The organism is Cytobacillus gottheilii, assembly GCF_001636345.1.
Taxonomy (GTDB): Bacteria; Bacillota; Bacilli; order Bacillales; family Cytobacillaceae; genus Cytobacillus; species Cytobacillus gottheilii.
The window spans coordinates 2,171,261-2,195,851 of the sequence record NZ_KV440945.1 but is presented as its reverse complement, the minus strand read 5'-3'; the positions used below and the strand labels follow the sequence as shown (position 1 = coordinate 2,195,851).

Annotated in this window: 22 protein-coding genes; 7 read left to right on the top strand and 15 right to left on the bottom strand. The window is 36.9% G+C overall.

Annotated features, from left to right (window positions below; genetic code table 11):
- Nucleotides 1-89: 89 nt before the first annotated feature.
- Complete coding sequence (locus A6754_RS10655) at nt 90-974, top strand: SDR family oxidoreductase (RefSeq protein ID WP_066451567.1); 885 nt, start codon at nt 90-92, stop codon at nt 972-974.
- A gap of 107 nt (nt 975-1,081) precedes the next feature.
- Here A6754_RS10655 and A6754_RS10650 read toward each other — a convergent pair whose 3' ends face one another.
- Both A6754_RS10650 and A6754_RS10645 read right to left on the bottom strand, forming a co-directional pair.
- A complete protein-coding gene (locus tag A6754_RS10650) occupies nt 1,082-1,978 on the bottom strand; it encodes a TetR/AcrR family transcriptional regulator (RefSeq protein ID WP_066444960.1) in 897 nt (298 codons plus the stop codon).
- A 118-nt stretch (nt 1,979-2,096) separates the two neighbouring features.
- Nucleotides 2,097-2,357: a hypothetical protein gene (locus A6754_RS10645; RefSeq protein ID WP_066444958.1), complete on the bottom strand. Its 261-nt coding sequence runs from the start codon at nt 2,355-2,357 to the stop codon at nt 2,097-2,099.
- Between the two features lie 443 nt (nt 2,358-2,800).
- On the opposite strand from A6754_RS10645, the gene A6754_RS10640 reads away from it, so the two are divergent.
- Nucleotides 2,801-3,829 (top strand): DUF1646 family protein, encoded by a 1,029-nt coding sequence (locus A6754_RS10640; protein ID WP_066444956.1) that lies wholly within the window; start codon nt 2,801-2,803, stop codon nt 3,827-3,829.
- 234 nt (nt 3,830-4,063) lie between these two features.
- Here the strand turns inward: A6754_RS10640 and A6754_RS10635 are convergent, their stop codons facing one another.
- From A6754_RS10635 to A6754_RS10610, 6 genes are all read right to left on the bottom strand, one after another.
- A complete protein-coding gene (locus tag A6754_RS10635; protein WP_066444951.1) occupies nt 4,064-5,062 on the bottom strand; it encodes a Gfo/Idh/MocA family protein in 999 nt (332 codons plus the stop codon).
- A gap of 186 nt (nt 5,063-5,248) precedes the next feature.
- On the bottom strand, nt 5,249-6,328 hold the full coding sequence (locus A6754_RS10630; RefSeq protein ID WP_066444948.1) for a Ger(x)C family spore germination protein: 1,080 nt from the start codon (nt 6,326-6,328) through the stop codon (nt 5,249-5,251).
- Nucleotides 6,325-7,410 carry a GerAB/ArcD/ProY family transporter gene (locus tag A6754_RS10625; RefSeq protein WP_066444945.1) on the bottom strand — a complete coding sequence of 362 codons (1,086 nt, stop codon included), beginning with the start codon at nt 7,408-7,410 and terminating at the stop codon, nt 6,325-6,327. Before A6754_RS10625 ends, A6754_RS10630 begins: the two co-directional genes overlap by 4 nt.
- 30 nt (nt 7,411-7,440) lie before the next feature.
- A complete protein-coding gene (locus A6754_RS10620; protein WP_066444941.1) occupies nt 7,441-8,928 on the bottom strand; it encodes a spore germination protein in 1,488 nt (495 codons plus the stop codon).
- A 120-nt stretch (nt 8,929-9,048) separates the two neighbouring features.
- Entirely contained in the window at nt 9,049-10,077 is a 1,029-nt protein-coding gene (locus A6754_RS10615; protein ID WP_066451565.1) for a DmpA family aminopeptidase, read from the bottom strand.
- A gap of 83 nt (nt 10,078-10,160) precedes the next feature.
- Complete coding sequence (locus A6754_RS10610) at nt 10,161-10,367, bottom strand: IDEAL domain-containing protein (RefSeq protein ID WP_066444934.1); 207 nt, start codon at nt 10,365-10,367, stop codon at nt 10,161-10,163.
- A gap of 236 nt (nt 10,368-10,603) precedes the next feature.
- Between A6754_RS10610 and A6754_RS10605 the strand changes: the two genes are divergently transcribed.
- Nucleotides 10,604-11,791 (top strand): MFS transporter, encoded by a 1,188-nt coding sequence (locus A6754_RS10605; protein ID WP_066444931.1) that lies wholly within the window; start codon nt 10,604-10,606, stop codon nt 11,789-11,791.
- A 129-nt stretch (nt 11,792-11,920) separates the two neighbouring features.
- Here A6754_RS10605 and A6754_RS10600 read toward each other — a convergent pair whose 3' ends face one another.
- The 5 genes from A6754_RS10600 to A6754_RS10580 form a co-directional block, all read right to left on the bottom strand.
- Nucleotides 11,921-12,403 carry a GNAT family N-acetyltransferase gene (locus A6754_RS10600; RefSeq protein WP_066444928.1) on the bottom strand — a complete coding sequence of 161 codons (483 nt, stop codon included), beginning with the start codon at nt 12,401-12,403 and terminating at the stop codon, nt 11,921-11,923.
- 319 nt (nt 12,404-12,722) lie between these two features.
- Nucleotides 12,723-14,600, bottom strand: coding sequence for a molecular chaperone HtpG (gene htpG / locus A6754_RS10595; protein ID WP_066444925.1), 1,878 nt, complete (start codon nt 14,598-14,600; stop codon nt 12,723-12,725).
- Between the two features lie 330 nt (nt 14,601-14,930).
- The gene (locus A6754_RS10590) at nt 14,931-16,457 is read right to left on the bottom strand and encodes a solute symporter family protein (protein ID WP_066444922.1); all 1,527 of its coding nucleotides are present in this window, start codon (nt 16,455-16,457) and stop codon (nt 14,931-14,933) included.
- A complete protein-coding gene (locus tag A6754_RS10585; protein WP_180320211.1) occupies nt 16,454-16,804 on the bottom strand; it encodes a DUF485 domain-containing protein in 351 nt (116 codons plus the stop codon). Before A6754_RS10585 ends, A6754_RS10590 begins: the two co-directional genes overlap by 4 nt.
- 261 nt (nt 16,805-17,065) lie before the next feature.
- Nucleotides 17,066-17,824, bottom strand: a complete 759-nt coding sequence (locus tag A6754_RS10580) for a TerC family protein (protein ID WP_066444920.1) — start codon at nt 17,822-17,824, stop codon at nt 17,066-17,068.
- 205 nt (nt 17,825-18,029) lie between these two features.
- On the opposite strand from A6754_RS10580, the gene A6754_RS10575 reads away from it, so the two are divergent.
- Complete coding sequence (locus tag A6754_RS10575) at nt 18,030-18,245, top strand: methionine aminopeptidase (RefSeq protein ID WP_066444917.1); 216 nt, start codon at nt 18,030-18,032, stop codon at nt 18,243-18,245.
- 164 nt (nt 18,246-18,409) lie between these two features.
- Here A6754_RS10575 and A6754_RS10570 read toward each other — a convergent pair whose 3' ends face one another.
- Entirely contained in the window at nt 18,410-19,777 is a 1,368-nt protein-coding gene (locus tag A6754_RS10570; RefSeq protein WP_066444914.1) for an MATE family efflux transporter, read from the bottom strand.
- Nucleotides 19,778-20,151: 374 nt separating this feature from the next.
- On the opposite strand from A6754_RS10570, the gene A6754_RS10565 reads away from it, so the two are divergent.
- Together A6754_RS10565 and A6754_RS10560 are read left to right on the top strand one after the other, a co-directional pair.
- A complete protein-coding gene (locus A6754_RS10565; protein ID WP_066444912.1) occupies nt 20,152-22,194 on the top strand; it encodes a molybdopterin-containing oxidoreductase family protein in 2,043 nt (680 codons plus the stop codon).
- A gap of 87 nt (nt 22,195-22,281) precedes the next feature.
- Complete coding sequence (locus A6754_RS10560; protein WP_066444909.1) at nt 22,282-22,650, top strand: nucleotide excision repair endonuclease; 369 nt, start codon at nt 22,282-22,284, stop codon at nt 22,648-22,650.
- An 89-nt stretch (nt 22,651-22,739) separates the two neighbouring features.
- On the opposite strand, the gene pssA is transcribed toward A6754_RS10560, so the two are convergent.
- Nucleotides 22,740-23,432 (bottom strand): CDP-diacylglycerol--serine O-phosphatidyltransferase, encoded by a 693-nt coding sequence (pssA, locus tag A6754_RS10555; protein ID WP_066444906.1) that lies wholly within the window; start codon nt 23,430-23,432, stop codon nt 22,740-22,742.
- Nucleotides 23,433-23,966: 534 nt separating this feature from the next.
- Here pssA and A6754_RS10545 point away from each other — a divergent pair.
- Nucleotides 23,967-24,569 (top strand): hypothetical protein, encoded by a 603-nt coding sequence (locus A6754_RS10545; protein ID WP_246586476.1) that lies wholly within the window; start codon nt 23,967-23,969, stop codon nt 24,567-24,569.
- The last annotated feature ends 22 nt before the right edge of the window (nt 24,570-24,591 follow it).

The following is a 24,591-nucleotide window of genomic DNA, read 5'->3' as shown; positions in this document are numbered from 1 at the left end:
ATGCATCATAAGTTAATCTGACTGCAGGAAAAGGAGGCTTTACCGTGCCTAATAACGATTATGAAAAACTAGGTAAGCAAGAATACCCTATGTATCCGAATTTCGGAAAAATTACAAGATATGAGGAAGTACCGCTCGCAGTACCAGAGCAGCGTCAATACCGGCAGCCTGGTGAAGAAGGCTTAATGGTGCCAAAACCGATCATTGAAAATCCAAATTATACTGGAAGCGGAAAACTTAACGGTAAAACAGCTTTAATCACTGGCGGAGACAGCGGAATGGGAGCAGCCGCAGCCATTGCGTTTGCTAAAGAAGGTGCTGACGTTGCAATCGCCTACTTGGATGAACATGATGACGCTAATCGAACGAAAAGACGAATTGAGGCGATTGGCAAACGCTGTCTACTATTGCCGGGTGATCTGCGAGAAAAACAACAATGCATAAAAATTGTAGAAGATACGGTAGCCGAGTTCGGGAAGCTGGATATTTTATGCAATCATGTCGGCATTCAATTTCATCAAAATAGTTTAATGGATATCAGCGATGAACAGTTTGATGATACATTTAAAGTGAATATTTATTCTCATTTTTATACGACTCGTGCAGCACTGAAATACTTAAAGGCAGGCAGCACTATTATCAATACAGCCTCCATTGTAGCTTATGAAGGCAATGATTTGCTGATTGATTATACAGCTACAAAAGCAGCCAATGTGGGATTTACCCGTGCACTGGCGAATAACTTAGTAAAGGAAGGCATTCGTGTTAATGCACTGGCTCCGGGTAAGGTATGGACACCACTCATCCCATCTAGTTTTTCGGCTGATCAAGTAGCACTGGCTGGAAATCCAATGAACAGAATGGGTCAGCCATTTGAACTAGCTCCTGCATTTGTTTTTCTAGCCTCTGATGATTCCCGCTTTATGACGGGGCAAACCTTGCATGTGAACGGCGGACAATGGACTTCCTCCTAAAAAGGACAAATAAATATAATAAAAAAACCAGCACAACATCTGCTGGTTTTTTATGTGTTCTATGAAGGATTATAATCATTGAATACGTAATCAATGTGTAGTTCAAGTCAATGAATATTCTGCCTGATGACATCCATATATCTTTGAAAATAAACATTCTGCGCTATTACCTCATTAGCCGATATTGAATCCAGTGCACTTTCAATTACAAAATGCCTTACCTTCTTTACTTCAAATAATTCCTCTTTAATAAATTCAATCAGCTCTGTCAGCCGATCCTTTTCTTCAGCACTAAAATGGGAATTATGGATAATATTTTGAAGCTGTGCATGAAGCAAATCAATACGTTCATTTAGTTCCAGCTCTTCCTGTGAATGTGTCGGCAGCCATTTATTTATAATCGCAGGATCCAGCAGCTGTGCTTCATGAAGTGATACTTCCTCGACCATATATAAGATTCGATTCACACTATATTCGATTACTTTTTCAATATGGTCGTTATCTGCTTCTTCATCTAATCTGTTATATTGAATATTTTGATGGACGATTCCTAAAAACATGACTGCACAATCAAGTAAATATGGCTTTTTATCTTCGCCGCAAATATCACTGAATCGTTTCATTAACCAGCGTATCTCCATTACTTGGCGATGCTTAATAAAACGGACAAGATCGGCATCCTTACTTGCAAATATTTCACGATATAAATTCAAGAGCTTATTTCGTTTATTATTCTTCATTTGAATAACCACTTGCTTGCAAAATACCTCTTTATTCTTCAAATCCTCTCCTATAAGCATGGCACTTCGTTCGTCTTCAAGTTTTTCATGAAGCCATTTTATAATCTCAATTAATAATTCGCTTTTAGAGGAAAAATAATTATAAAAAGTACCTTTAGAAATCCTGCTGCTTTCTAATATTTCTTGTATAGAAGTTGCTTGAAAGCCTTTTTCAATAAAGAGATGATGAGCTATATCCATAACATGAAGCTTTCTCTTATTCAAAAAACATCACCTTTTCAACGAAATTCATACCCTTTATTTTACCGCAGTGAGAGACTATTGCACAAACAAAAATTTATGAAGCTAATATAAAGAAAACCTAAGCTTTAGGCAGCATAGGTTAACTGAATGAACTAAAAATAAAAGCTATGAGGACTGAAAAAAATATGACGATCAAAATCATGATCATTACGAAGATGATAATAAGAATCCAGCCAATCACCTTTTTTCCTGTCTGTACAAAATAAATACCTAAAGCCAATATTCCGAAGAAAAAGCCAAAAATCCCCCATAAAACAGGACTTTTCCCGTATTTTGGCGCGTTAAGAGCTAGAAAGATAGCGATTGCTACATGCCCTAAAAAAGATATTAAAATTTCCATATATAAAAACTCCTCTTTGTATGACAAACCATTATAAATATTATACAAGGACTTTTCACTATATGACAATAATATTCAGTATCCCTATTCAAATCTTCGTACCCTTTAAGCAGAACAGGAGCAGAAAGTAGTAAATTTATTAGAGAAAAATTCCTAATTTTGTTACACACTAGGTAAAGAATATAAATATAATAAAAAAACACACTGAGCAGAAAGGGGCCTCCACTGCACAAACTGGAAGCTATTCAATCTCAACAGAAGAAGGTATTGAACGCCAAACACCGAAGCTGGCGATGAAAGAGCCAGAATTTAATATTAACGGTACAGCTCTTAACAGTATATAAACGAACAAAATGAACTAGTTGTAAAGTTTGTCCAATTTAAAACATATATATCAAATATCCGCGTACACGTGTGGAAATACAAATAATTGGAGTTTGATTATGTTTTTTGGATTGCTCATTATTTTTGCGCTCGTTATGTTATTACCGTTTACTGTAAGAGTCGTTGAGGAAAACTTAGAATTTTTCTTGTTCTTGATGGGATTACTGGCAGCTTTCGTGAGCGGAGTGTTTGACGGCGCCCTTTTCGTTAAGGCTGCTAGTGATCCAATTAATATTGCCATTGCCGTATTTATTGCTGGGTTGTTATTTAAATGGCTGCAGGTGCCTCTGGAAAAATCAATCATCCGTTTTAGTCAGAAAATGCCGTTCCGCTTATTTGCTGCAAGTGTTGTGGTCTTACTTGGCATTATTTCCAGCTTTATAACAGCTATTATTGCTGCATTAGTTCTTGTCGTTGTTGTAAGTGCGCTGAAGCTTGATAGAGCTTCTGAAGTTAGATTTGTTGTACTGGCATGTTTTGCGATTGGATCTGGGGCAGCCTTAACTCCTATTGGCGAACCATTAGCAACGATTGCTGTGAGTAAATTAAAGGGTGACTTTTTCTTATTGTTTTCCTTAATTGGACCTCAGGTGATCGCTGTTATTATCTTCTTTGCCTTTCTGACCATTCTATTTGTTCATCCCCCAGCGGATGGAAAAGCTTCATTCAGCAAGAGACCGAACTCAGAAAACTATGAAGAGATATTTGTTCGAGCATTAAAGATCTACTTTTTTGTCATGGGTTTAACCTTCCTTGGTGCAGGTTTTGAACCGTTAATCAATCACTATTTACTTAATCTTGATCCCTATTATTTGTATTGGATTAATATTATTTCCGCTCTCCTGGATAATGCCACACTTGCTGCTGCTGAAATTAGTTCTTCCATGTCACAGTTTACCGTGCAAATGATCTTAATGGGGCTATTATTAAGCGGAGGCATGCTGATACCTGGAAATATTCCTAATATCATCTCTGCCGGCAAATTGCAGATTACTAGCAAGGAATGGGCTAAATTTGGACTGCCTGTAGGATTTGCTGCAATGCTCGGATTCTTTATATTTGTCCTAATAACTGCAGCAGCAACATAGAAAAGTATGTTAGCATAGAAAAACAGCTTCATAGACTTATCAATTTATTAGATCGCTATTTTAGCAGTCTTACCTAATTCATAAAAAAAACCCAAACGATTAGAAGGACGAAAAATGCAACGTCTTTTAATCATTTGGGTTTTCCATTTAAGCCGCCTCTATATTGCAGGTTTTTATTCTGATATTTAAGGCTCTGCATTACCTTCTGAACATCGGCAAGACCATTGCTTATCGTCAGCTATTTATTGCCTTCTCGTCTGCTGGGAAAACAATACCCATTTGCTTTCTGGCCTCATCCATGATTTCCAACACTTCAAGAGATGTTTTGAATGAATTAATTTTAGATTCTGTTTCCCCATTTTTAATCAGGTCAATGAATGCTTTTGTTTCATAATACATAGGATCAAATGATTGTGATACCGTTAGATCTTCTGCTTCGCTGCCTCTAAGTACAATTCCAGCCTTTTGAGGTGAACTGATTCGATCAATCATAATGCTGCCTTTCTCTCCTTGTATTTCAGCAGGCAGATTAGAATCAGCAATCTTTGAAAAGAAGACAACTGCCTCTTTATCTTCATACTTCATGATAATGCTGCCTTGACCATCAACTCCGGTATCTAGCTTTATACAGGAAGCCTGTATTTCTTTTGGCTTTCCAAACAATCTAACAAGAGGATAGATGGTATATACGCCAATGTCCATTAAAGAACCGTTCGAAAATGCTGGATTAAAAGCATTTAGAACTTGACCATTTTTATATGCATCGTACCTTGATGAGTATTGGCAATAGCTGGCGAAATATTTACGAACTTGTCCAATTCTTTCTAAATGCTTTTCTACCTCGTTGAAAACAGGCATATATGTAGATTTCATCGCTTCCATAAGCAGCACGTTATTTTCTTTTGCGGCTTGAACCATCTGTTTAAACTCAATCGCATTGGATGCAATGGGCTTTTCACATAAAACATGTTTTTGATGGTTTAAGAAAAGAATGGCCTGCTCAGCATGCAATGAATTGGGAGTAGCTATGTATACAGCATCAATTTCGTCGCTTTTTGCCATTTCCTCCAGATCTGTAAAAATCGTGCTTACATGATACTGATTTGCAAATGTCTTAGCCTTTTCTTCCGTTCTAGAATAAACTGCTTGCAATTTAAAATCCTGAATCTCGCTAGCTGCCTTTAAAAAGCTTTCAGTAATCCAGTTCGTTCCTATCACACCGAATTTAATCATAATCCACCCTCCAAATGTATGTGCAATCTTTTGTTTTCACTTAATTGAACTAATAATATCGTAACACATTACCATATATACATTTTAGTGGAAGAATGATCTGTCATCAAGGTTTTAAGGATGATGCACTGATGTGCCAGCAAGCTCGATCTAAATTTTGGTAAATAATAATCTTTTCTAATGCACCTACTCTAATACACCAGTTTCTGTTATGTTGACCTCAGGCACGATATGAATGGAAATCTCAGGATAAAGATCATCCCATTTTTTCACATCCCAATTTCGGCTTCTCGTTCTAACTTCTTCACCAACTCCCAGCGGATCAATACCTAATTCTTGAAATTGCTTAACTAGTGCATCTCCTCTTTCTTTTATATCCTTCTCAAAAGCCTTTTCAATTTGCTGCTTTTTGATTTTCTTTAATCCACCATCAATATATTCACGAATATACGCTTTTATCTTTAAGTGAATAGTAATATCACTCATCTCCATTGGGTTAGAGACTTTATAATTTAACGTTGTTCCCATCGATGAAATAGATACTTTTTCATGATCATTAATTTCCAGCGAAAAAGAATCTCTCTTGCTTTTATGCTCCATTAGTACTCTTAAAAGCGAGAAATCTTTTTCATCAACATGTCCAACCAGACGGTCGCTATCAAATAATCCAATTGCCTTCAATGTCAATTCATCCTCCGATAGGCCAATTATTGGCGCAATAGGATCCAGTCCTTCAGCATAGTTGCCATACATAAAAAGATGAAGATTTGTTTTTGGAATAACACCAGCTTCCATATTTTGTTCAATTAAGTCTGATAAAAAAATGCCATTATCTGTTTCACCGTATTGCTGTTCTAAAATCTCTTTCGTACTGCCATCAGCTACTCCAATCATCACGTTAGATCCAACAGAAGGATCCCTGGTAAGAGAATCTAAAATAAGAGAAATACCTTTTTCTGCCAATTCTCTACTATATAGAGCTACTTCAAGTTTTCCGCTTACCAATGGTTTTTCTGATTTCAAGTTCAGTTTATCTCGTACTTCTTTACTTAAATTATCGGTAGTTGTCAGAGTCTTATTTTTCACTCCGCCCCCACTTTCGTATACTGGATATACAACAGTAACTTCATATTGATCTTCATCTACTAAATCATAGCCCGTTGCAGAAGAAAGCTGGATTTCATCGAGAATTTGCGTATCAATATTCATACAGCCATTTAGAAAAACAATAACAGCAAGCAAAAAGAGCTGAAAGATTTTCTTCATTTCTTCTTCTCCTTCAGTTTATTCCAAACAAAAGAATATGCACTTAAAACTGGGATGTAAACAAATAGCAAGAATAGGCCAAGTTTAGCTGATACATTATTCATCATGTCTATTCTTTCTCTGCCACTCATGAAAATGGTTAAAATGTATACGATTAATAAAATAATGAGCAGTACCTTTTTTTGTTTAATGTTTACTACTTTCCCGATCCCTTCCGCTGCCGCCCAAACCAATAAGCAGATATTCGGTAAAATCATTAGCACCCATGATGTAATTCCGATATATTCAAACCTTTCTACAAAAGGCAGTTCAACAATTTTCCAGAGTGATAAAGTAGCCCATATGTGATGACTTAACTGCTTTTCACTAAAATACCCTATAGTAATAACCATTAGAAATAAATAGATGAGGCAGGTAAGGATGTTCCCAAAATGAGCCCATTTTTGCGAGCTTTTTGCATTTTTTATATAAGGGTAATACATGAGCAAGCTTGAAAATCCCAGGTAACTTAACGACATATCCCTCGTCGCAAGACCCATTTCTTTTATTGAATGATTCCAGATGGGCAGCAGATTGCGCAAGTGAGTATGCTCGAGAGGAAATAAAAAAGTCAAATATAAATACATAGGGATAATGGTTCCTAATACACATATACCCGCAACTACTCGGAATCCTCCTGTTAAGCAATAGTAGGTGAGCAAAATAAAAATAAAGGCAAATACATAAATATTAATTGTCGAGAACACCCAGACTTCCACAATTTCCACAAAGCTGCTCAAAACAGTAACTGTTAACAAGATCCAATTCATTATCCATATTAGTCCAAATAATGAACCAATATATTTGCCAAATAGTTTTTTCTGAATCTGTATAATGTCCATTTGGTGGCGGTTTAATAGCGTGTACAGTATAAATATTACTGCACTGACGATTATTGCAGCGGCTATAACAGCAATCCAGCTGTCATTTCCTCCTGATTTAATCACAATCCGCTGAAAACCTAAGATCCCCACTCCAACTTGAATCGCATGTATTAAAAAGAAAACTAGAAAAGGCGAAACTTGTTCTTCCTTTTGTACCATAACAATCGCTCATTTCTCATAAATTCAATTTCACTCGTTTTTGTGTTTTGCTTCTGATTGATTAAATTTCACCGTATCTTCTGTCTGCGCCTGGATTGGTCGCTTGGATTGATACTTAAAAGGCAAGCGGATGAGTGCATCCTTCAAATCAAATACGCGCAATGGGAAAAGAGGTTCAAGAAAAGGTCTTCCTAATGAGGAAAGGCGCAGAAGATGGATCAGTAAAAAACAAAAACTGATAGCAACGCCAATCAGACCTATATAATGGGACATGAGCAGAAAGGGAAATCGTATTAATCGAATTGTGTTGCCCATTTGATAGACAGGGGTAGTGAATGAAGCCAAGGCTGCTAAAGCAACTATAATTAGCAGTACATTACTTGTTAATCCCGCTTCTACAGAGGCTGTACCAATGACGATCCCGCCAACGATACCAATTGTTTGACCTACCTTTGTCGGCAGCCTTGCACCTGCCTCACGAAGTAATTCAATCGCCAATTCAAGTATAAGAGCTTCCAGTATGGGAGGAAGCGGGATAGCGGTTCGTGATGTTACAAGTGTACTAACCATATCCTTAGGGATAAGCTCATAATGGTATGTTAAAACGGCTACATACAAGGGTGTAACCAAGATAGAGAATAAAACGGCAAAAAAGCGGACTAATCTAAAAAATGATGCCACTAGCCAGTTTAAATAGTAATCCTCAAATGCTGAGAAAAATTCAAAAATGGTTGTAGGTCCAATTAAGGCATGCGGAGCCCCGTCCACTATGATGGCAACTTTCCCCTCTCCTAATACGGCTGCAATCCGGTCTGGCCGTTCTGTATCGATAAATTGAGGAAAGGGAGAATGCTGATTATCCTGAATAAGCTGGGTTAAATAAGAACTATCAGCAATTTGATCTATATTCAAATCTTCTATACGCTGAAGAACCGTATTATAATTTTCTTTGTTGGCAATGCCCTCAATATATAATACGCCCACCTTCGTTTTTGAGAGTCTTCCTACTGTTCTCTCCTTGACAACTAAATTAGAAATTGGCAATCTTTTTCTAATCAAATGAATGTTCGTCTGATAGCTTTCCACAAAAGATTCTTTAGGACCAACCACGCTGAATTCAACCTCTGGCGGAGCTACCTGTCTCTCCTTTGCAGACTTAGCTTTTACAAGACAAAACTGCTTGTTACTTATACTGTTATGAATACAAACAGATCCTTGAAGCAAAGCATCCTGAATAAGCGTTACATCTTCGGATATTTTAAGATCTTCAAAAGGAAGCAAGGCGGTCAATTCCTCAATACTTACTGCTTTTTGAACATTGTGAAGAATATCTTTGTGTAATATATCCGCCTCTGTAAGTGTTTCATAAAATCCAATACAAAAGGTTACATGTCTATTTGTTACAAACGACTGTTTAAAATCATCTGATGCGCTTAAATCATTAAATACCGTTTGAATGGTTTCTGCAGCTTTTTTATTCTCTGCTGAAGTTTTATCCTTTTTTCTTGTTCTGAACATATATTCACACCCCAGAAAGAGAATGTTAGCAGTAATGCCATTATTTACATTCGTTAGTATGAGATAAAAACAATAAAAAAAAACCGGAAAAATCAGCAGATTTTCCGGTAAAAAGATACTTTATTTATCAATTATTGATTTAACAGCTCTGCCATTCCTGCCAATCGTTGTTTTTGCTTTTAACAATGAAGAAACAATTGCTTCCTCAACCATATCAGCGGTAGCAGCAAAGATATCGTCCATAATCCCTTGTTCTTCACGAATGCTTAGCCCTTGGTCGATAAAAGAATCGGCAGAGAAGTGGGGCACTTTATTAGCTGTTGAAAAGGCAATGACAATATCTCCGCTTCCATGGCTTATATGACTCCCCGTCCTGCTCAGCCCTACAGTGCTCCTTTTGGCAACTCGTTTAAGTTGTCTGTCGCTTAATGGTACATCTGTCGCAATGACAATTATAATGGAACCATCCTCAGGTTTATGAATTGAATCTTGATTTATATCATTTATGTATTTACTATAATGAAAATCTCTAGGGTTACCAAAATTACTTAACACGAGACAGCCTAACATAAAATCTTGATCACTTGTATAAGGAATCCTCCTGGAAGCAGTGCCAATCCCTCCTTTGTACCCAAAACAAACCATCCCCTTGCCTGCCCCGATTGCGCCCTCTTCACATACATCACTTGCCTCCTCAATTGCAGCTATGGCATGATGCGGTTTTACCGGTAATAATCGAATTGAATTCAAATAGCTGTCGTTACATTCACCTGTAATAATATTAATTGTTCCTGTTGTATCACCTATCTCCTCGTTTTGCTGCAGCATATATTGTAATGTTCCTTGTGTTACAGCTGGAACACCGAATGTATTTGTCAGCATAATAGGCGATTCCAATAATCCAAGCTCATTAAGCTGTACAAGTCCTGTTGTTTTACCGAAACCGTTTATAATATAACTTGCAGCGATTACTTTTTCTTTAAAAAGATTGCCGCTATGCGGCAAAATGGCCGTCACTCCTGTACAGGCGAATTCATTGGAGGACTCATACTGCTCGTCAATGGTCACGTGCCCGACCTTTACTCCCTCCACATCTGTTATGCAGTTTTTCGCCCCGCTATTATACCTTCCAATTTTAATGGTACTCATCCTTTTTCCCCTTTTATCAGTTTGAAGTAATTCACCACACACAGAAAAACAGCCCCCTATAAAGCAAGGGCTGTTTGAATAAATTAATTTAATTGTTCTGTCAGGTCATTTAATTCTTCTGTCAATTTCATGAATAATGCCTGGTCGCGAATTTCGAGGGTCTTATCAATTTCATTGCGAAGCTTTTGGATTTTATACGTCAGCAATGCTTCATTTAACACCTTTTCCGCTAGGTGTGAGACCATGTTTTCCTCAGACTGATGCGGTGAATAGAGCGTGTGCTTTTCCATTTGAAATCAACCCCTTGACTTTTTTCAATTATAGCAAAAGTTTTCTGATTTTTCAATTCTTTTTTCTTCCTGTATTTATAAGTTACCACAGCAGCCTTGTACTTAAACATTTAGAATAATCAAGGATATTTTTGGCTTTTTGATAGGCTTTTCTATCAGTTTCCTGTACAATAGTGTTTGTTGTATTTAGGAAAGCTAAATATATTAAATAGATATTTCCAATAGGAGGAGTATGTATGGGGCAATCAAAACAAGCAGAACATGCAGGCACACAAGGAAAGCCCGAGAAAATCTGGACTAAAGACTTTATATTTATTTGTCTGGCCAATTTCTTTGTATTCCTCGGATTTCAAATGACATTGCCAACATTGCCGCTATTTGTTGAAGAGTTAGGCGGAAATGATCAGCTTATAGGAATTGTTGTAGGCATATTTACTTTCTCTGCTTTATTGCTGAGACCTTATGCTGGTCATGCTTTAGAAACAAAAGGAAGAAGATATGTTTATATAATTGGTCTAGCTATTTTTGTTTTATCTGTTGGATCATTTGGTTTTGCAGCAAGCTTAACTCTTTTGCTCGTCATTCGGATCATTCAAGGAATAGGCTGGGGGTTTTCCACCACTGCTTCTGGAACGATCGCAACAGATATCATACCTGCTAAACGCCGTGGTGAAGGAATGGGGTATTATGGTCTGTCCGGTAATATCGCCCTTGCCTTTGGACCGACGTTAGGACTGGCATTTGTAGGTGTTTTATCATTTCAGCAATTATTTCTAATTTGCGGTGCTTTAGGGTTAACTGCACTGCTACTCGCAGGTAATATTAATTACAAAAAAGTGGAAGAGCAGCCTGTTACTGAAAAAAGAAAATGGGATGTATATGAAAAGAGTGCACTGCAGCCTTCATTGTTATTATTCTTTATTACAGTGACTTTCGGCGGCATCGCTTCGTTTTTGCCAATCTATGCAGCACAAAGCAATGTGACTGGGATTGAGTGGTATTTCCTGCTGTATGCAGTGGCATTGCTAGTAAGCAGAACATTTGCAGGCAGATTATATGATCAAAAAGGGCATCGGGCTGTATTTATTCCAGGAGCACTGCTGATTATTGCGGCAATGGGCTTACTTGCATGGCTGCCAAATAGTCTTATTCTATATGCAGCTGCTGTTTTATATGGTTTAGGTTTTGGCACCGTTCAGCCAGCACTTCAAGCATGGTCTGTTAAGGAAGCACCAGCAAATCGCAGAGGCATGGCAAATGCTACATTCTTTTCCTTTTTTGATTTGGGTGTGGGAATTGGTGCCATAACGTTTGGTCAAGTGGCACACTGGCTTGGTTACAGCAGTATTTATGTTGTGTCCGCTATATCTGTTTTTATATCACTACTTCTATATATCAGCTTTATTGTGAGGAAAACAGCCTAATAAATTTAGTAAAGTGGCGTCTGCAACTGACGCCACTTTTTTGTATTGTATTTTAAAGGATGAAAAAATAATAGGTTATGACTTGGTTTTAATTATATATAGAAATTTTATAAGTTCTTCAGTAATTAATTATTCGATCGTATCATTCTTAATCATTGTTACAAATAGTCCATTGTCCGTATTAAAGAATCTTTCCATTTCAAAGCCAAGTTTTTTATACAGTTTAATAGCTCTCTTATTGAAATGAGCAACCGTTAACCTTAACGGCAAACAAGGATTGGCACGCTGTATAAAATCCAAAATCAGTGTACAAAAGGCTGTTCCATAACCATGCCCAGTTAGATCTGGCTTCATTCCCAATCCTACATCCACACAGTTATCTGTATATGCATTAGCCTGGTGACCTGCAGGAACCTTTGCAGCATTGCCTACACAAAAAAATCCGTATAATTCATCAGTATTATTCACAACAACAAAATAAGTGCCATCTAATAGCTCTTCTAACTGACCTTCCTCTTGCTCAATATTATAAAAATCATATGGTTTTTCGTAGCTCCATTCTAATATCTCTTTGGCATATCCCTCCGTCATGCTGCGTATAAGTAAATTCATCTGTCATTTACTCCCCTTTACAAAAGCTGTCTCAAAAGAGTGCCATATCTTCACTGCCATTCTTCTCTTCATATTTTAGCTTCATTTCTTAGATCTTCACACTATTTTAATCCACTTTTTAGTCAATTCAAACTATTGGCTCATCTGACTTTAAACCATACTCATTTTCAGGGTAAAAAGTCTTATGAATTCTGACCTTTACATACTATCCACTCACTCACAAAAAACCCGAACCATTAAACAGATCAAAATACCTGCTAATAATTCGGGCTACTTATTGACTTAAACATATAGTCTAATTTTCTTGCCAGTGTGCTATTTAAATCATTACCTTACAGATATTGTTGGTAAATTCCACTGGATCTTCAATTGGCAAGCCTTCAATAAGTAAGGCTTGATGATAAAGAAGGTTTGTATACAATGCCAGTTTTTCTTGATCTTGGCTAAATGCCTGCTGCAGTGCGTTCATTACCTCATGGTTCGGATTAATTTCCAATACCTTTTCAGCTTGTACATTTTGGTTGTCCGGCATCATGCTAAGGACTTTTTCCATTTCAATCGTTACTTCTCCATCAGCAGTGAGGCAGACTGGATGTGTTCTTAATCTTTTAGATAGACGGACATCCTTTACCTTTCCTTCCAGCAATTGCTTCATTTTTTCGAAAAGATCTGCGTATTGCTGGTTATTTTCCTCATTGTCATCCTGCTCGTCCTCTTCAATCCCAAGATCTGCACTGGATACAGACTTAAATTCCTTTTCTTTATAGGTCATTAGCATTTTAATCGCAAATTCATCCACGTCATCAGTGAAATATAAAATTTCATAGCCTTTATCGGCTACAAGCTCTGTTTGCGGTAATCTGCTAATGCGTTCATTTGTCGCACCTGTAGCATAATAGATGTATTTTTGATCTTCAGGCATTCTGGCTATATATTCATCCAATGTAACGAGCTTCTTTTCTTTAGAAGAATAGAACATTAACAAATCTTGCAATGCTTCCTTGTTAGCACCAAAATCATTGTATACGCCAAATTTTAGCTGGCGGCCAAATGACTGATAAAATTTTTCATATTTCTCCCGGTCATTCTTTAAAAGACTTTGCAGTTCACTTTTAATTTTTTTACTGATATTTTTGGCAATCAGCTTTAACTGGCGATCCTGCTGAAGCATTTCACGTGAGATATTTAAAGAAAGATCCTCAGAATCGACCAGCCCTTTAACAAATCCAAAATGGTCCGGGAGCAGATCTGAACACTTATCCATAATCAATACACCGCTGGAATATAACTCAAGACCTTTTTCAAATTCCTTTGAATAATAGTCAAATGGAACGGTTTCAGGAATATATAAAATAGCATTATATCTGATTGTTCCATCAACGTTAATATGGATGGATTTTAGCGGCTGATCAAACCCATATCGCTTTTCATGATAAAAAGATTCATAATCTTCTTCTGTTAACTCACTTTTATTCTTTTTCCAGATTGGAACCATACTATTAATGGTTTCTTCTATTGTTTCATCTTCGTATTCATCCTCAGTGCCTTCCTTGAGGGTACTTTTGACTGTATCCATTTTGATTGGATAACGAATAAAGTCTGAATATTTCTTTATGATAGATTGCAGTCGATATGTTTCTAAGTAGTCATCGTAATTTTCTTCTTCGGCATTATCTTTAATAGTTAAGATAACCTCTGTTCCTACATCTTCTTTTGTCCAAGGCTCGATTGTATACCCATCTGCACCCTCAGATGTCCATTTATACGCCACGTCACTATTCAGAGATTTTGTAATCACCGTAACAGTATCTGCAACCATAAACGCAGCATAAAAGCCAACTCCAAATTGGCCGATAATATCAAAACCATCTTTGATTTCATTTTCAGACTTAAATGCTAAGGAGCCGCTTTTAGCAATCACACCTAAGTTATTTTCAAGTTCGTCTTTTGTCATTCCTATTCCAGTATCACGAATCGTTAATGTACGATCTTCCTTATTAGGAGTTACTTTTATGTAATAGCTGTCTTTATTAAATGTTAGATTTTCATCTGTTAGAGCTTTATAGTAAATCTTATCAATCGCATCACTTGCATTTGAAATCAATTCTCGCAGAAAAACTTCCTTTTGAGAATAAATAGAATTAACCATCATTTCTAAAAGACGTTTAGACTCTGCCTGGAATTGCATTTTTTCCATTATAATCTCCCCTTTCTCATTCTATGTTAGCACTCTAAAAGTAAGAGTGCTAACATAAATTATTTATCATACTTATTTAAGGTAAGTCAATAGCGTTTCACTAATTTTAGGAAATTACATCTAAAGCGGAAAGAGGCTAAAACAAAACTAAAATAACCACCTTATAACAAAGACCGTTCCATTGCGCTGCGGTCCCTTCGCTCCATTTCACTCAAGTAAATATAATATATTTTATAATTATAAATAAAAACCGAATAATTAGAAAGATCATCTTCCTAGTCATTCGGTTCAATAAGAGTATTAAATAATTATGACCCAATCTCTTTTTACTTATTTTAATCCTGTATTAGCCTTTACCATGACTTCTGCATATTTCTTCTCATCTCGCTTATTGGAGACTATCGTGCCAATGTAAGCTCCGAGAAAACCTGCTGGTATGGATACAATAGCAGGATTTGTTAATGGGAAAATTGGTTCTCCTGTAAGAATCGCAGCCCCAGCTTCTGGACTTAAAACACTTGGGCTAATCGCAACAAGCACTAACGCTGTGATTAATCCAGTGATTACTCCAGTCATGGCACCTGCAGTGTTAAACCTCTTCCAATAAATCGTAAAGATGATCACTGGCAAGTTCGCACTTGCTGCTACACAGAACGCCAATGAAACAAGGAAAGCAACATTCATCTTTTGAGCAAATAGTGCCAGTAAAATAGATAAAACGGATACCGCAACAGACGCATATCTGGCAGCTAGCATTTGCTCTTTTTCCGTAATCTTGCCCTTCTTAACAATCTGTCCGTAAATATCATGTGCAAAAGCTGAGGCACCTGATAATACTAATCCTGCAACTACTGCTAATATCGTGGCAAATGCAACAGCTGCGACAAAACTCATAAGCAGATCGCCGCCAAGTGCCTGCGCAAGCAGTGGTGCTGCCATATTTCCAGCCGAATTGGCTGCCATAATGTCTGTTGAACCTACAAACGCTGCTGCTCCAAAACCTAGGAAAATGGTTAAAATGTAAAAAATACCGATTACCCATGTAGCCGTTACAACAGAGCTTCTTGCTGTTCTAGCATCTTTTACGGTGAAGAATCTCATTAAGATATGAGGCAAACCAGCCGTACCCAATACAAGTGCTGCCATCATTGAAATCGTGTCTAAGGAATTCGTATATCTGACTCCAGGATTTAAGTAGCTCTCCCCATGCTCTGTTAGCGTTTTCATTTGTTCGAACATAGAAAATATGTTGAAATTGAATTCGGCTAATACAAGAACCGAAATAATAACAGTACCAAGCATAAGCAAAACTGCTTTAATAATCTGCACCCAGCTGGTTGCTGTCATTCCGCCGAATAAAACATATGTGGTCATCATAACGCCAACCAACAATACCGCTATCCAATAGTCAATGCCTAACAGTAATTGTATAAGTGCACCTGCGCCAACAAGCTGCGCGATCATATAAAAAATAACGATAGTAATTGTGCTTAATGCTGCTACTCCGCGTACCTTTTTTTGATCAAAACGCGCATTGATCATATCCGCAATTGTGTATTTCCCCAAGTTGCGCAGAGGTTCTGCCACAATATATAAAACAACTAAATAGGCAACTAAATAGCCAATTGAATAAAAGAAACCGTCAAAACCAAACAAGGCAATTGCTCCAGCGATCCCCAGAAAAGATGCTGCAGATAAATAATCACCTGCAATAGCAAGCCCATTCTGCCAGCCTGTCAGGCCACCTCCAGCCGTATAAAATTCACTTGTTGTATTTGTCCTCTTGGCAGCCCAATAAGTAATCACTAGCGTCACAGCAACGATTAAAACAAATAAGCTTAATCCAATCGTACTCATATTGTTTGATCTCCCTTATCTGTATACTGATCAACAATTTCATCTGCCTTCTGGTCAAAACCTGCAGCTTTTCTTACATAAATCATACATAAAGCCCATGTCATAATGAATTGTGCAAAAGCGTAAACCCATGTCCATGTGATTGAACCGATGGCTGGCTGATTCAGTATTGTCGTATAAGATGTCAAGATCGGCAAAGTAAAATAAAAGACTAAAAAGAATATGGTCATTGGGACGAGGAATTTTTTCTTTTGCTTTATAAGCTGCTTAAATTCTGAACTATTGGCAATTTGGTTATAGTTTATATGTTCTTCATTTTTTTGCAGCTCTTTAGCCGTATTTTCCATTTTCGTTTCACCACTCCTTTTATCTGAAATATATAATTATTCTAAAAAGTTTGACATAAGTTTACAATAGTACAGACTTCCTATTTTGTAAGCGCTTTTCCAATTCATCCTCTATTAAGTGCTATGTGATTCACATTATAGGATCATTTTGATGATGATTATTGGCAGAAAAAAAACAGAACAGCTCCATTTTGCATGGCGCTGTTCTGCTCTGATTAAAAATTGCTATTTTATAAGAGATACTCTCATTATTTATTATATTTAAATCGTTTTATCATGGTGATTATGTCTATTATTTAAGTAATGAACAACAAAGGTACATAAGAAGGCTAATATAATAATTGAGAAAAATACCATATGACCTATTTCAATCCCAAAAACGCTAAGAAGCATTTTTGCTGCAATAATCCCTATTAGGATAAAAGCTGTGTTTTCAAGCTCAGGAACTCTTTCTATTAAGTATAAGAACCCTTTTGCAACTGTTCTCATCATTAAAATACCAAGCATACCGCCAATCAGAAGGATCCAAACCTCTTCAGAAACAGCGAAGGCTGCTAAAATGCTATCAACTGAGAACGCTAAATCTAATAATTCTACTGAGATTACGGTTGCCCAAAAAACACCGAAGGTTCTAGTGAGCCAGCCTTTGTTCTTTTTCTCTGTAACCTCTTCATCATTCTCTCCCAGCCAAAAGTGCTTGACAACTAGCCACGCTAGGTAAGCCGCGCCAAGTACTTTAATCCACCAGAACTTAATAAGCAGCATGCCTAATCCTATAAATAAAAATCGGAAGAAATATGCACCGAAAAGTCCATATGTTAATGCTTTCTTTTGCTGATCTTTAGGCAGCGGACGAACCATTACAGCCAGGACAAGAGCATTATCTGCCGATAGAAGCCCTTCCAGCACAACCAACGTGCCAATGTATCCCCATGACACAGGATCGGTTAAAACTTCACCCCACATGTTCCAGTCAAAAAATGAGGCATATGTGTCCAATAATTGCTGCAATATCTCCATTACAAAGACTCCTTTTTTTAATGAATATGTTTATACTCTAGCTTTTATAGCTATTATTGGGATATTATACTCCTATTTTTTTGAAATTGCATATAAAATTTTTAAGCACACCTCATGAGCATAAACCATTTTGATTCACTCTTAATATAATGTATAAAATCCAAATTTATTATACAAAATAAGGAAAAATGTGAGGTGCATAGCAATGGGATTGTTTGGTTCCTTTCAAAAATGGAAAAATGCAAAGTATGAAGAACATATGTCTAGAATGAAAGAAAATAATAAATGCCCAGATTGCAATGGCAGGGGATTTCTAATTTTTCCGGCAAGTATGTATCTGTATAATAGTGAATCTATAAATTGTCATGGCTGCAATGGAACTGGTTTATATACAGACTGGGGGCAATCTGGCGAATTATAAAATGGGACAAAACTTTCATCACTATTGCAAAGACGAATATAATAGTATTGCTGTAGCTGAGAACAAGTCCTTTCCATTGAGCTGAGGATACTCGCATTCCGAGGAGGGGTAACTGAGCTTTCTCGGAATGCCTGCCAATTTCACATTCTATCACAGCCTTCATTCTAAGCATGACTTTGAATGGCCTTAATTTTAAAACGCTTCTGAATAAGAAGCAATCTCCCCATCAGAGCAATTCCTGCAGCCAGCAGCCCCACTGTTAATCCAATCCAATAGCCTGTTGCCCCCATCTCTGTAAAATGTGAAAGATAATAGCCAAGAGGCAGACAAATCCCCCAATAAGCAATTAAAGTAATGACAAATGCAATATTCACATCTTTGTACCCGCGTAAAGCTGCCAGTGCAGTAACCTGCAGCGCATCTGATACTTGAAAGAATAAAGCGTAGATTAAAAAACTGCCGGTTAATGCTATAACTGCTGGTTCATTTGAGTAAAACCCTGCTACCTGTTCCCGGAATAAAACGACTAATAATCCTGTAAAAAGAGCAACAAGCATGGCCATGCCAATTCCCAGCCAGCTATAAACTCTTGCATCTTTATAACGCTTAGCTCCCACTTCAAAGCCTACTAAGACCGTTAATGCCATTGATACGCTAATCGGAATCATATATAAAAAAGAGACAATATTTAATGCGGTCTGATAAGAAGCTATCGTTGTAATGCTAAACTTGCTGATTAAGATGGTTACAGCAGCAAACATGCTCGTTTCAAAAAAAGTTGATAATCCCATTGGCACACCTATTTTTAAAATCTCAGCACATCCTTTAGGATCGAAGCCGCGCATATTCTTCAAAATCCTAAACTGAGAAAAAGGTTCTTGTTTAATAATGATTAACAAGGTCATGGCAAGGATGAACCAATATGTAATGGCTGTTGCATATCCTCCTCCTGCTCCTCCCAGTTCTGGAAAACCGAATGCTCCAAAAATGAAAACATAGTTCAGAACTAAGTTGATTGGCAACGCCAATAATAAAACCACCATAATAACTCTAGTTTTACCAAGTGCATATATAAACGAACGCAATACATTAAAGAGAAAGAGCGGCAGAATCCCAAAGCTAAGTCCTATTAAATATTGGTAGGCCGTTTTATGAACATGCTGCTCCAGATTCATAAAAAGCAGTAATTCATTTAAGAATAAACTGCCAGCTGCAAGAACAATAAAAGCAATGATTATGGCTAAATACACACCATTTTTAACAATTGAGGCAACATCGTCTTTCTTTTTTTCACCAAATTTTTGTGCAGCAAGCGGTGACACGGCTATTAATATACCGCTTAAGCCTGTGAAGATGGGATTCCAAATAGATGTCCCAATGGCAACTCCAGCAAGATCAGCTGAGTTATACTTTCCAGACATAATGGTATTAAAAAACACCATTGAAAACATCCCAAGCTGAGTGATTAATATAGGAAGTAAAAGAACCGTGATTTGTTTGATTTTTTCCATAGTTGAATTTGTCTGATGCATGGTGTACTCCTTGTTTATAACTTATTTAGGATCTCGAAACAACCTTTATTATCTTATAAGCTATTCTCCTTTGGCAATAGAGAATGAAAAGCTTTTAAATAAACGAAATTCTAGAGTCCCCCCTTTTATCCAAAACGTTCTTATTGCGGGTTGCAATAAACTATCTTATGATAGTAATAATTTATATTTTATCTAGATGCGTTAGGCTGTTTTTACTAATTCTTTATGAGTTTTTAACAATCTCCTCATTTAATAGCGACCTGAATTATTCTGTAATAAATATGATGGTTCTTCATCATATCCCAACATAATTCAACTTCCGTTTTGACCTCATAAATAAAACAGTCTGACATTCAGTAAAGGAGTACATTCTTATGCCATCATATATTGATCAAGAAAATGGCGTCTTTCCATCTGTATGCTCTCTCGATTGTCCAGATCAGTGCGGACTGCTTGTTCATAAGAAAGACGGAAAAATCACGAAAATTGAAGGTGATCCCAATCACCCAGTAACACAGGGAAGTATTTGCAATAAAGTAAGACATATGACAAACCGCTTATATGATGAAAATCGCTTGCAATACCCTTTGAAACGAATTGGAAAAAAGGGGGAAGGCAAATTTGCCCGTATTTCATGGGAGGAAGCAATTTCCGAGATAACCTCCCGCTGGAAAAAGCTCATTAAGGATCATGGCCCTGAAAGTATTTTGCCTTATAGTTTTTATGGCAATATGGGTCTTATTACTTCTGAGGGAATGGACCGCCGATTTTTTAACGCACTAGGTTCTTCGCAGCTTGACCGCAAGATATGCCAATCAGCCGGGACAAAAGGCTATTCGTATACAATGGGAGGAAATATTGGCGTTGACCCAGAGGATACGATTCATGCAAAACTGATCATCTTCTGGGGAATTAATGCAGTGAGCACCAATATGCATCAGGTCATGCTTGCTCAGAAGGCCAGAAAAAACGGTGCAAAAATTGTGGTAATTGATGTGCACAAAAACCAAACCGGCAGGCTTGCTGATTGGTTTATTCCCATCAAACCAGGTACAGATGGAATGCTTGCTTTAGGACTTATGCATATTCTTTTTAAAGAAAATCTAGTTGACGAAGCATTTATGCAGGAGCATACAATTGGCCATGAACAGCTCAGAAAACATGTTAGACAATATACTCCTGAACAAACAGCTGAGATCACTGGTGTATCATTAGAAGACCTCTATGAGCTAGCCGAGTTGTACGCAACATCTGCTTCAGCATTTATTCGTATTGGAAACGGACTTCAGCATCATGATAATGGCGGAATGGCAACAAGGGCTATTTCCTGTCTGCCTGCGGTCACTGGCCAATGGGCTAAAAAAGGCGGAGGAGCCATTAAATCGAATTCAGGTTTTCTTTCCCACAATGAAGATCAGCTGCAGCGTCCGGATTTACTTACAAACAAAAATACACGCGTAATCAATATGAACCAGATTGGTGATGCCTTGCTTCAAACCGATGATCCAGTACGTTCCATGTTTGTTTATAACAGCAATCCGGCTGTTGTTGCTCCAAGTGCAAATAAAGTGCGGGAAGGTCTTCAGCGTGATGATTTATTTTTGGTAGTTCATGATTTGTTCCTGACTGAAACGGCGAAGATGGCAGATATTGTCCTGCCTGCGACTTCATCCTATGAAAATACTGATTTTTTAGCATCCTATTGGCATCATTATGTTCAGCTGCAACAGCCAGTAATTGAACCGTTCGGTGAGGCAAAATCCAATACAGACGTATTCAGGCTGCTGGCCGCAGAAATGGGCATAACTAATGAAGCTTTTTCAGCAACCGATGAAGAACTTATACAGATGTCTTTAAACTATGAGGAAAATCCTTATATCAGTCATATTACATTTGAAGGATTAAAGGAACATCAATTTATGAAAGCTGATCTAAATCTGTCATTATTGGAAAACCTTCCGACTGCGAGCGGCAAAATTGAACTTTACTCCGAAAAAATGATCGAAGATGGATATGATCCATTGCCAGTATACGTACCTATAAAGCCTGATGGTGACTATGAGTTTATGTTTATACCAGGACCAAACCATAACTTTTTAAACAGCACTTTCTCGAATAATGATAAACACCAGAAACTTGAGAAAGAGCCAAAGGTTCATTTAAATAGTGCAGATGCGGGCAGACTGCATATAGAAGACGGAGAAATGGTAAAGGTATGGAATGACAGGGGAATGTGTGAATTAAAAGCTGCCGTAGGAGAAACTGTTTTGCCAGGTGTCGCTGTTACACAAGGACTATGGTCAGATCAGGACGGAAAAATACAGCTCGTTAACGCATTAACACCTGATCGTCTCTCTGATATGGGCGACGGTGCAACTTTCTTCTCTGGACGAGTCAATGTAAGTAAAATTGTTTAAACCTAATGCAAGTTGATTTTCTTTTCTGAGATTTTTATTTCTTTCATTTTTATGGTACTATTTACAACAGAATAGGAAGTGATAATAATGATAAAAATTGAAATCCCAGAACCAAACCTTGTGATTACAAAAAAGCAGCCTGATCAATCTTCTTCAGTCATCAGCAATGACTACGGATTTGTTGATTATCATAAAATCCCAAGAGATAAAGGCGGTCTCATTTTATTTTTAGATGCCGATGAAAATTTAATGTTTGTAGGTAAAGCACGTAAATTAAGACAGCGTGTGAAGAAGCATTTTGAAGATAATGTTTCTCCAATTAAAAAGTACCGTGATGATGTCTATAAAATTGCGATCATCCTTGTAGAAGATGCAATGGAACGTGAAATTTATGAAACTTACATCATCAATACTTTACATGCTGAATACAACATTGATAAAGTTTTTTATAAGTAAAAGAGCGAATCGGTAGAATTTGAGACAAGTTTTAAACTGATTAAGCACAAAAAAAATGCCTTGCATCTATAAATTGCAAGGCATTTTCATTATTCTTCTTTTCTCTCTTTCCCCTTTTTAAACATATAAGCAATATAAGCAATATATAGAGGGGTTGCTATATAAATTAAATATGGATATGAATTGTATGTTCCTTTATATAAAACAAATAACAAGCATCCCAAAAAGATCGTTACAATTGTTCCGTATTTAGGCAGAGGTATTTCTTTAAAGCTTGGGATTCGGATTCTGCTTACCATAAGAAAGCACAGGGCGGTAAATACAACGGTTGTGACAATGTTAGGAAGGTTATGACCAAACAATGTGAGAATGGCCAGAATACCACCAGCAGCTGTTATGGGGACTCCAATAAAGTAATGCATATTGGTTTTACTCGTACTAATATTAAATCGAGCAAGTCTAAATGCCCCAAATAACGGAAATAGTCCTGAAATAGCCATACCCAGCATGCCAAATTGAGAAAAATATGTATAATAAACCAGAAATGAAGGTGCAACCCCAAAAGTCACGATATCTGCAAGAGAATCTAATTCTTTTCCTAATGTACTATCTGCCTTTAGCATTCGGGCAGCACGTCCATCCATACTATCAAGCATCATACCAATAATAATTAAGATTGCGGCATTGTTATATTGTCCATATGCAGCAAATCCTATAGATAAAAAACCGCAATATAAATTCCCGAGTGTCATCATATTCGGGATCATTTTAATAAATCTCACTCTGTATCAACTAACTCCCTTCACGTACTTATAAATGCAATACTCTTTATTCTTAACCAAAATACACTTTCTCACTCAGCAACTTTTTCCTTCAAATATTATACCATTTATATAGTCATTATTTTACTGAGATCATCCTGTTTCATGAAAATATTCAGAAATAGAGCATATGGCAAACGAAACATAGGTCTAATTACCCTTTTCTTTGTGATGAAAGACAGATTAAATGTTTGTATATTATTAATTTTTTGTAAAATATGAAAAAAATGAAACAAAACAAGTGCTTCAATCGTCATACATACAAACACTTCTGCTGCTCAATAAGCCTCAAGTCTTAGACTATATTAAATCTCTGGCTCCTTTTTTACATTAAGGTCTATTGATAGGATGTTATTATAATATGACAGGGTAATTTACCATCTAACTGCTAAGTGCGATTTTAATAGAAATCTTCTTTCCATTAAAGTATTCATTAAACTATCAGTAGTAATCTCAATACATACAGATTAAATTGCCTTATAAGGAGATATGATTATGGAACGCAAAATCTATTTGATTTTAACTGATACAGGAACCATTTTTACTAGATTAATAAAAATGTATACACGAAAGCCTTACAATCACGCTTCCCTATCCTTTGATTCGCATTTTCTGCAAGTTTACAGTTTCGGGCGAAAACGTCAAAGGAATCCATTTATCGGAGGATTTGTTAAGGAAAGTGTTTCCAAGGGTTTATTGCAAAATGCATCATGTGCAATATATTCCTGCCATGTTACGGAAGAACAATATCAGAAAATGCAGGAATTTATCTCTAAGATTGAAATGGAAAAGCACAGATATAGGTATAATCTGCTAGGGGTATTTGCGTTGCCTTTTCAAAAGAAAATTAATCGTTCTCATGCTTTTTTCTGTTCTCAGTTTGTCTCTACCGTTCTTTCTGAGGGAAATGTTGTCAATTTGAATAAACCTGCATGCTTTGTTACGCCGCATGATTTACAGCACAGTAATCCTTTTCAGCTTGTCTTCCAAGGAAGGATGTCTGATTTCATTAATGTGTCAGAACATCATTATCAGGCTGCACTTAGTGATAATCATGATTGGTTCGGTTTATTATGGAGAAAAATTTGGAGCATTTAATTTTTCTCCACTTTATTTGTTT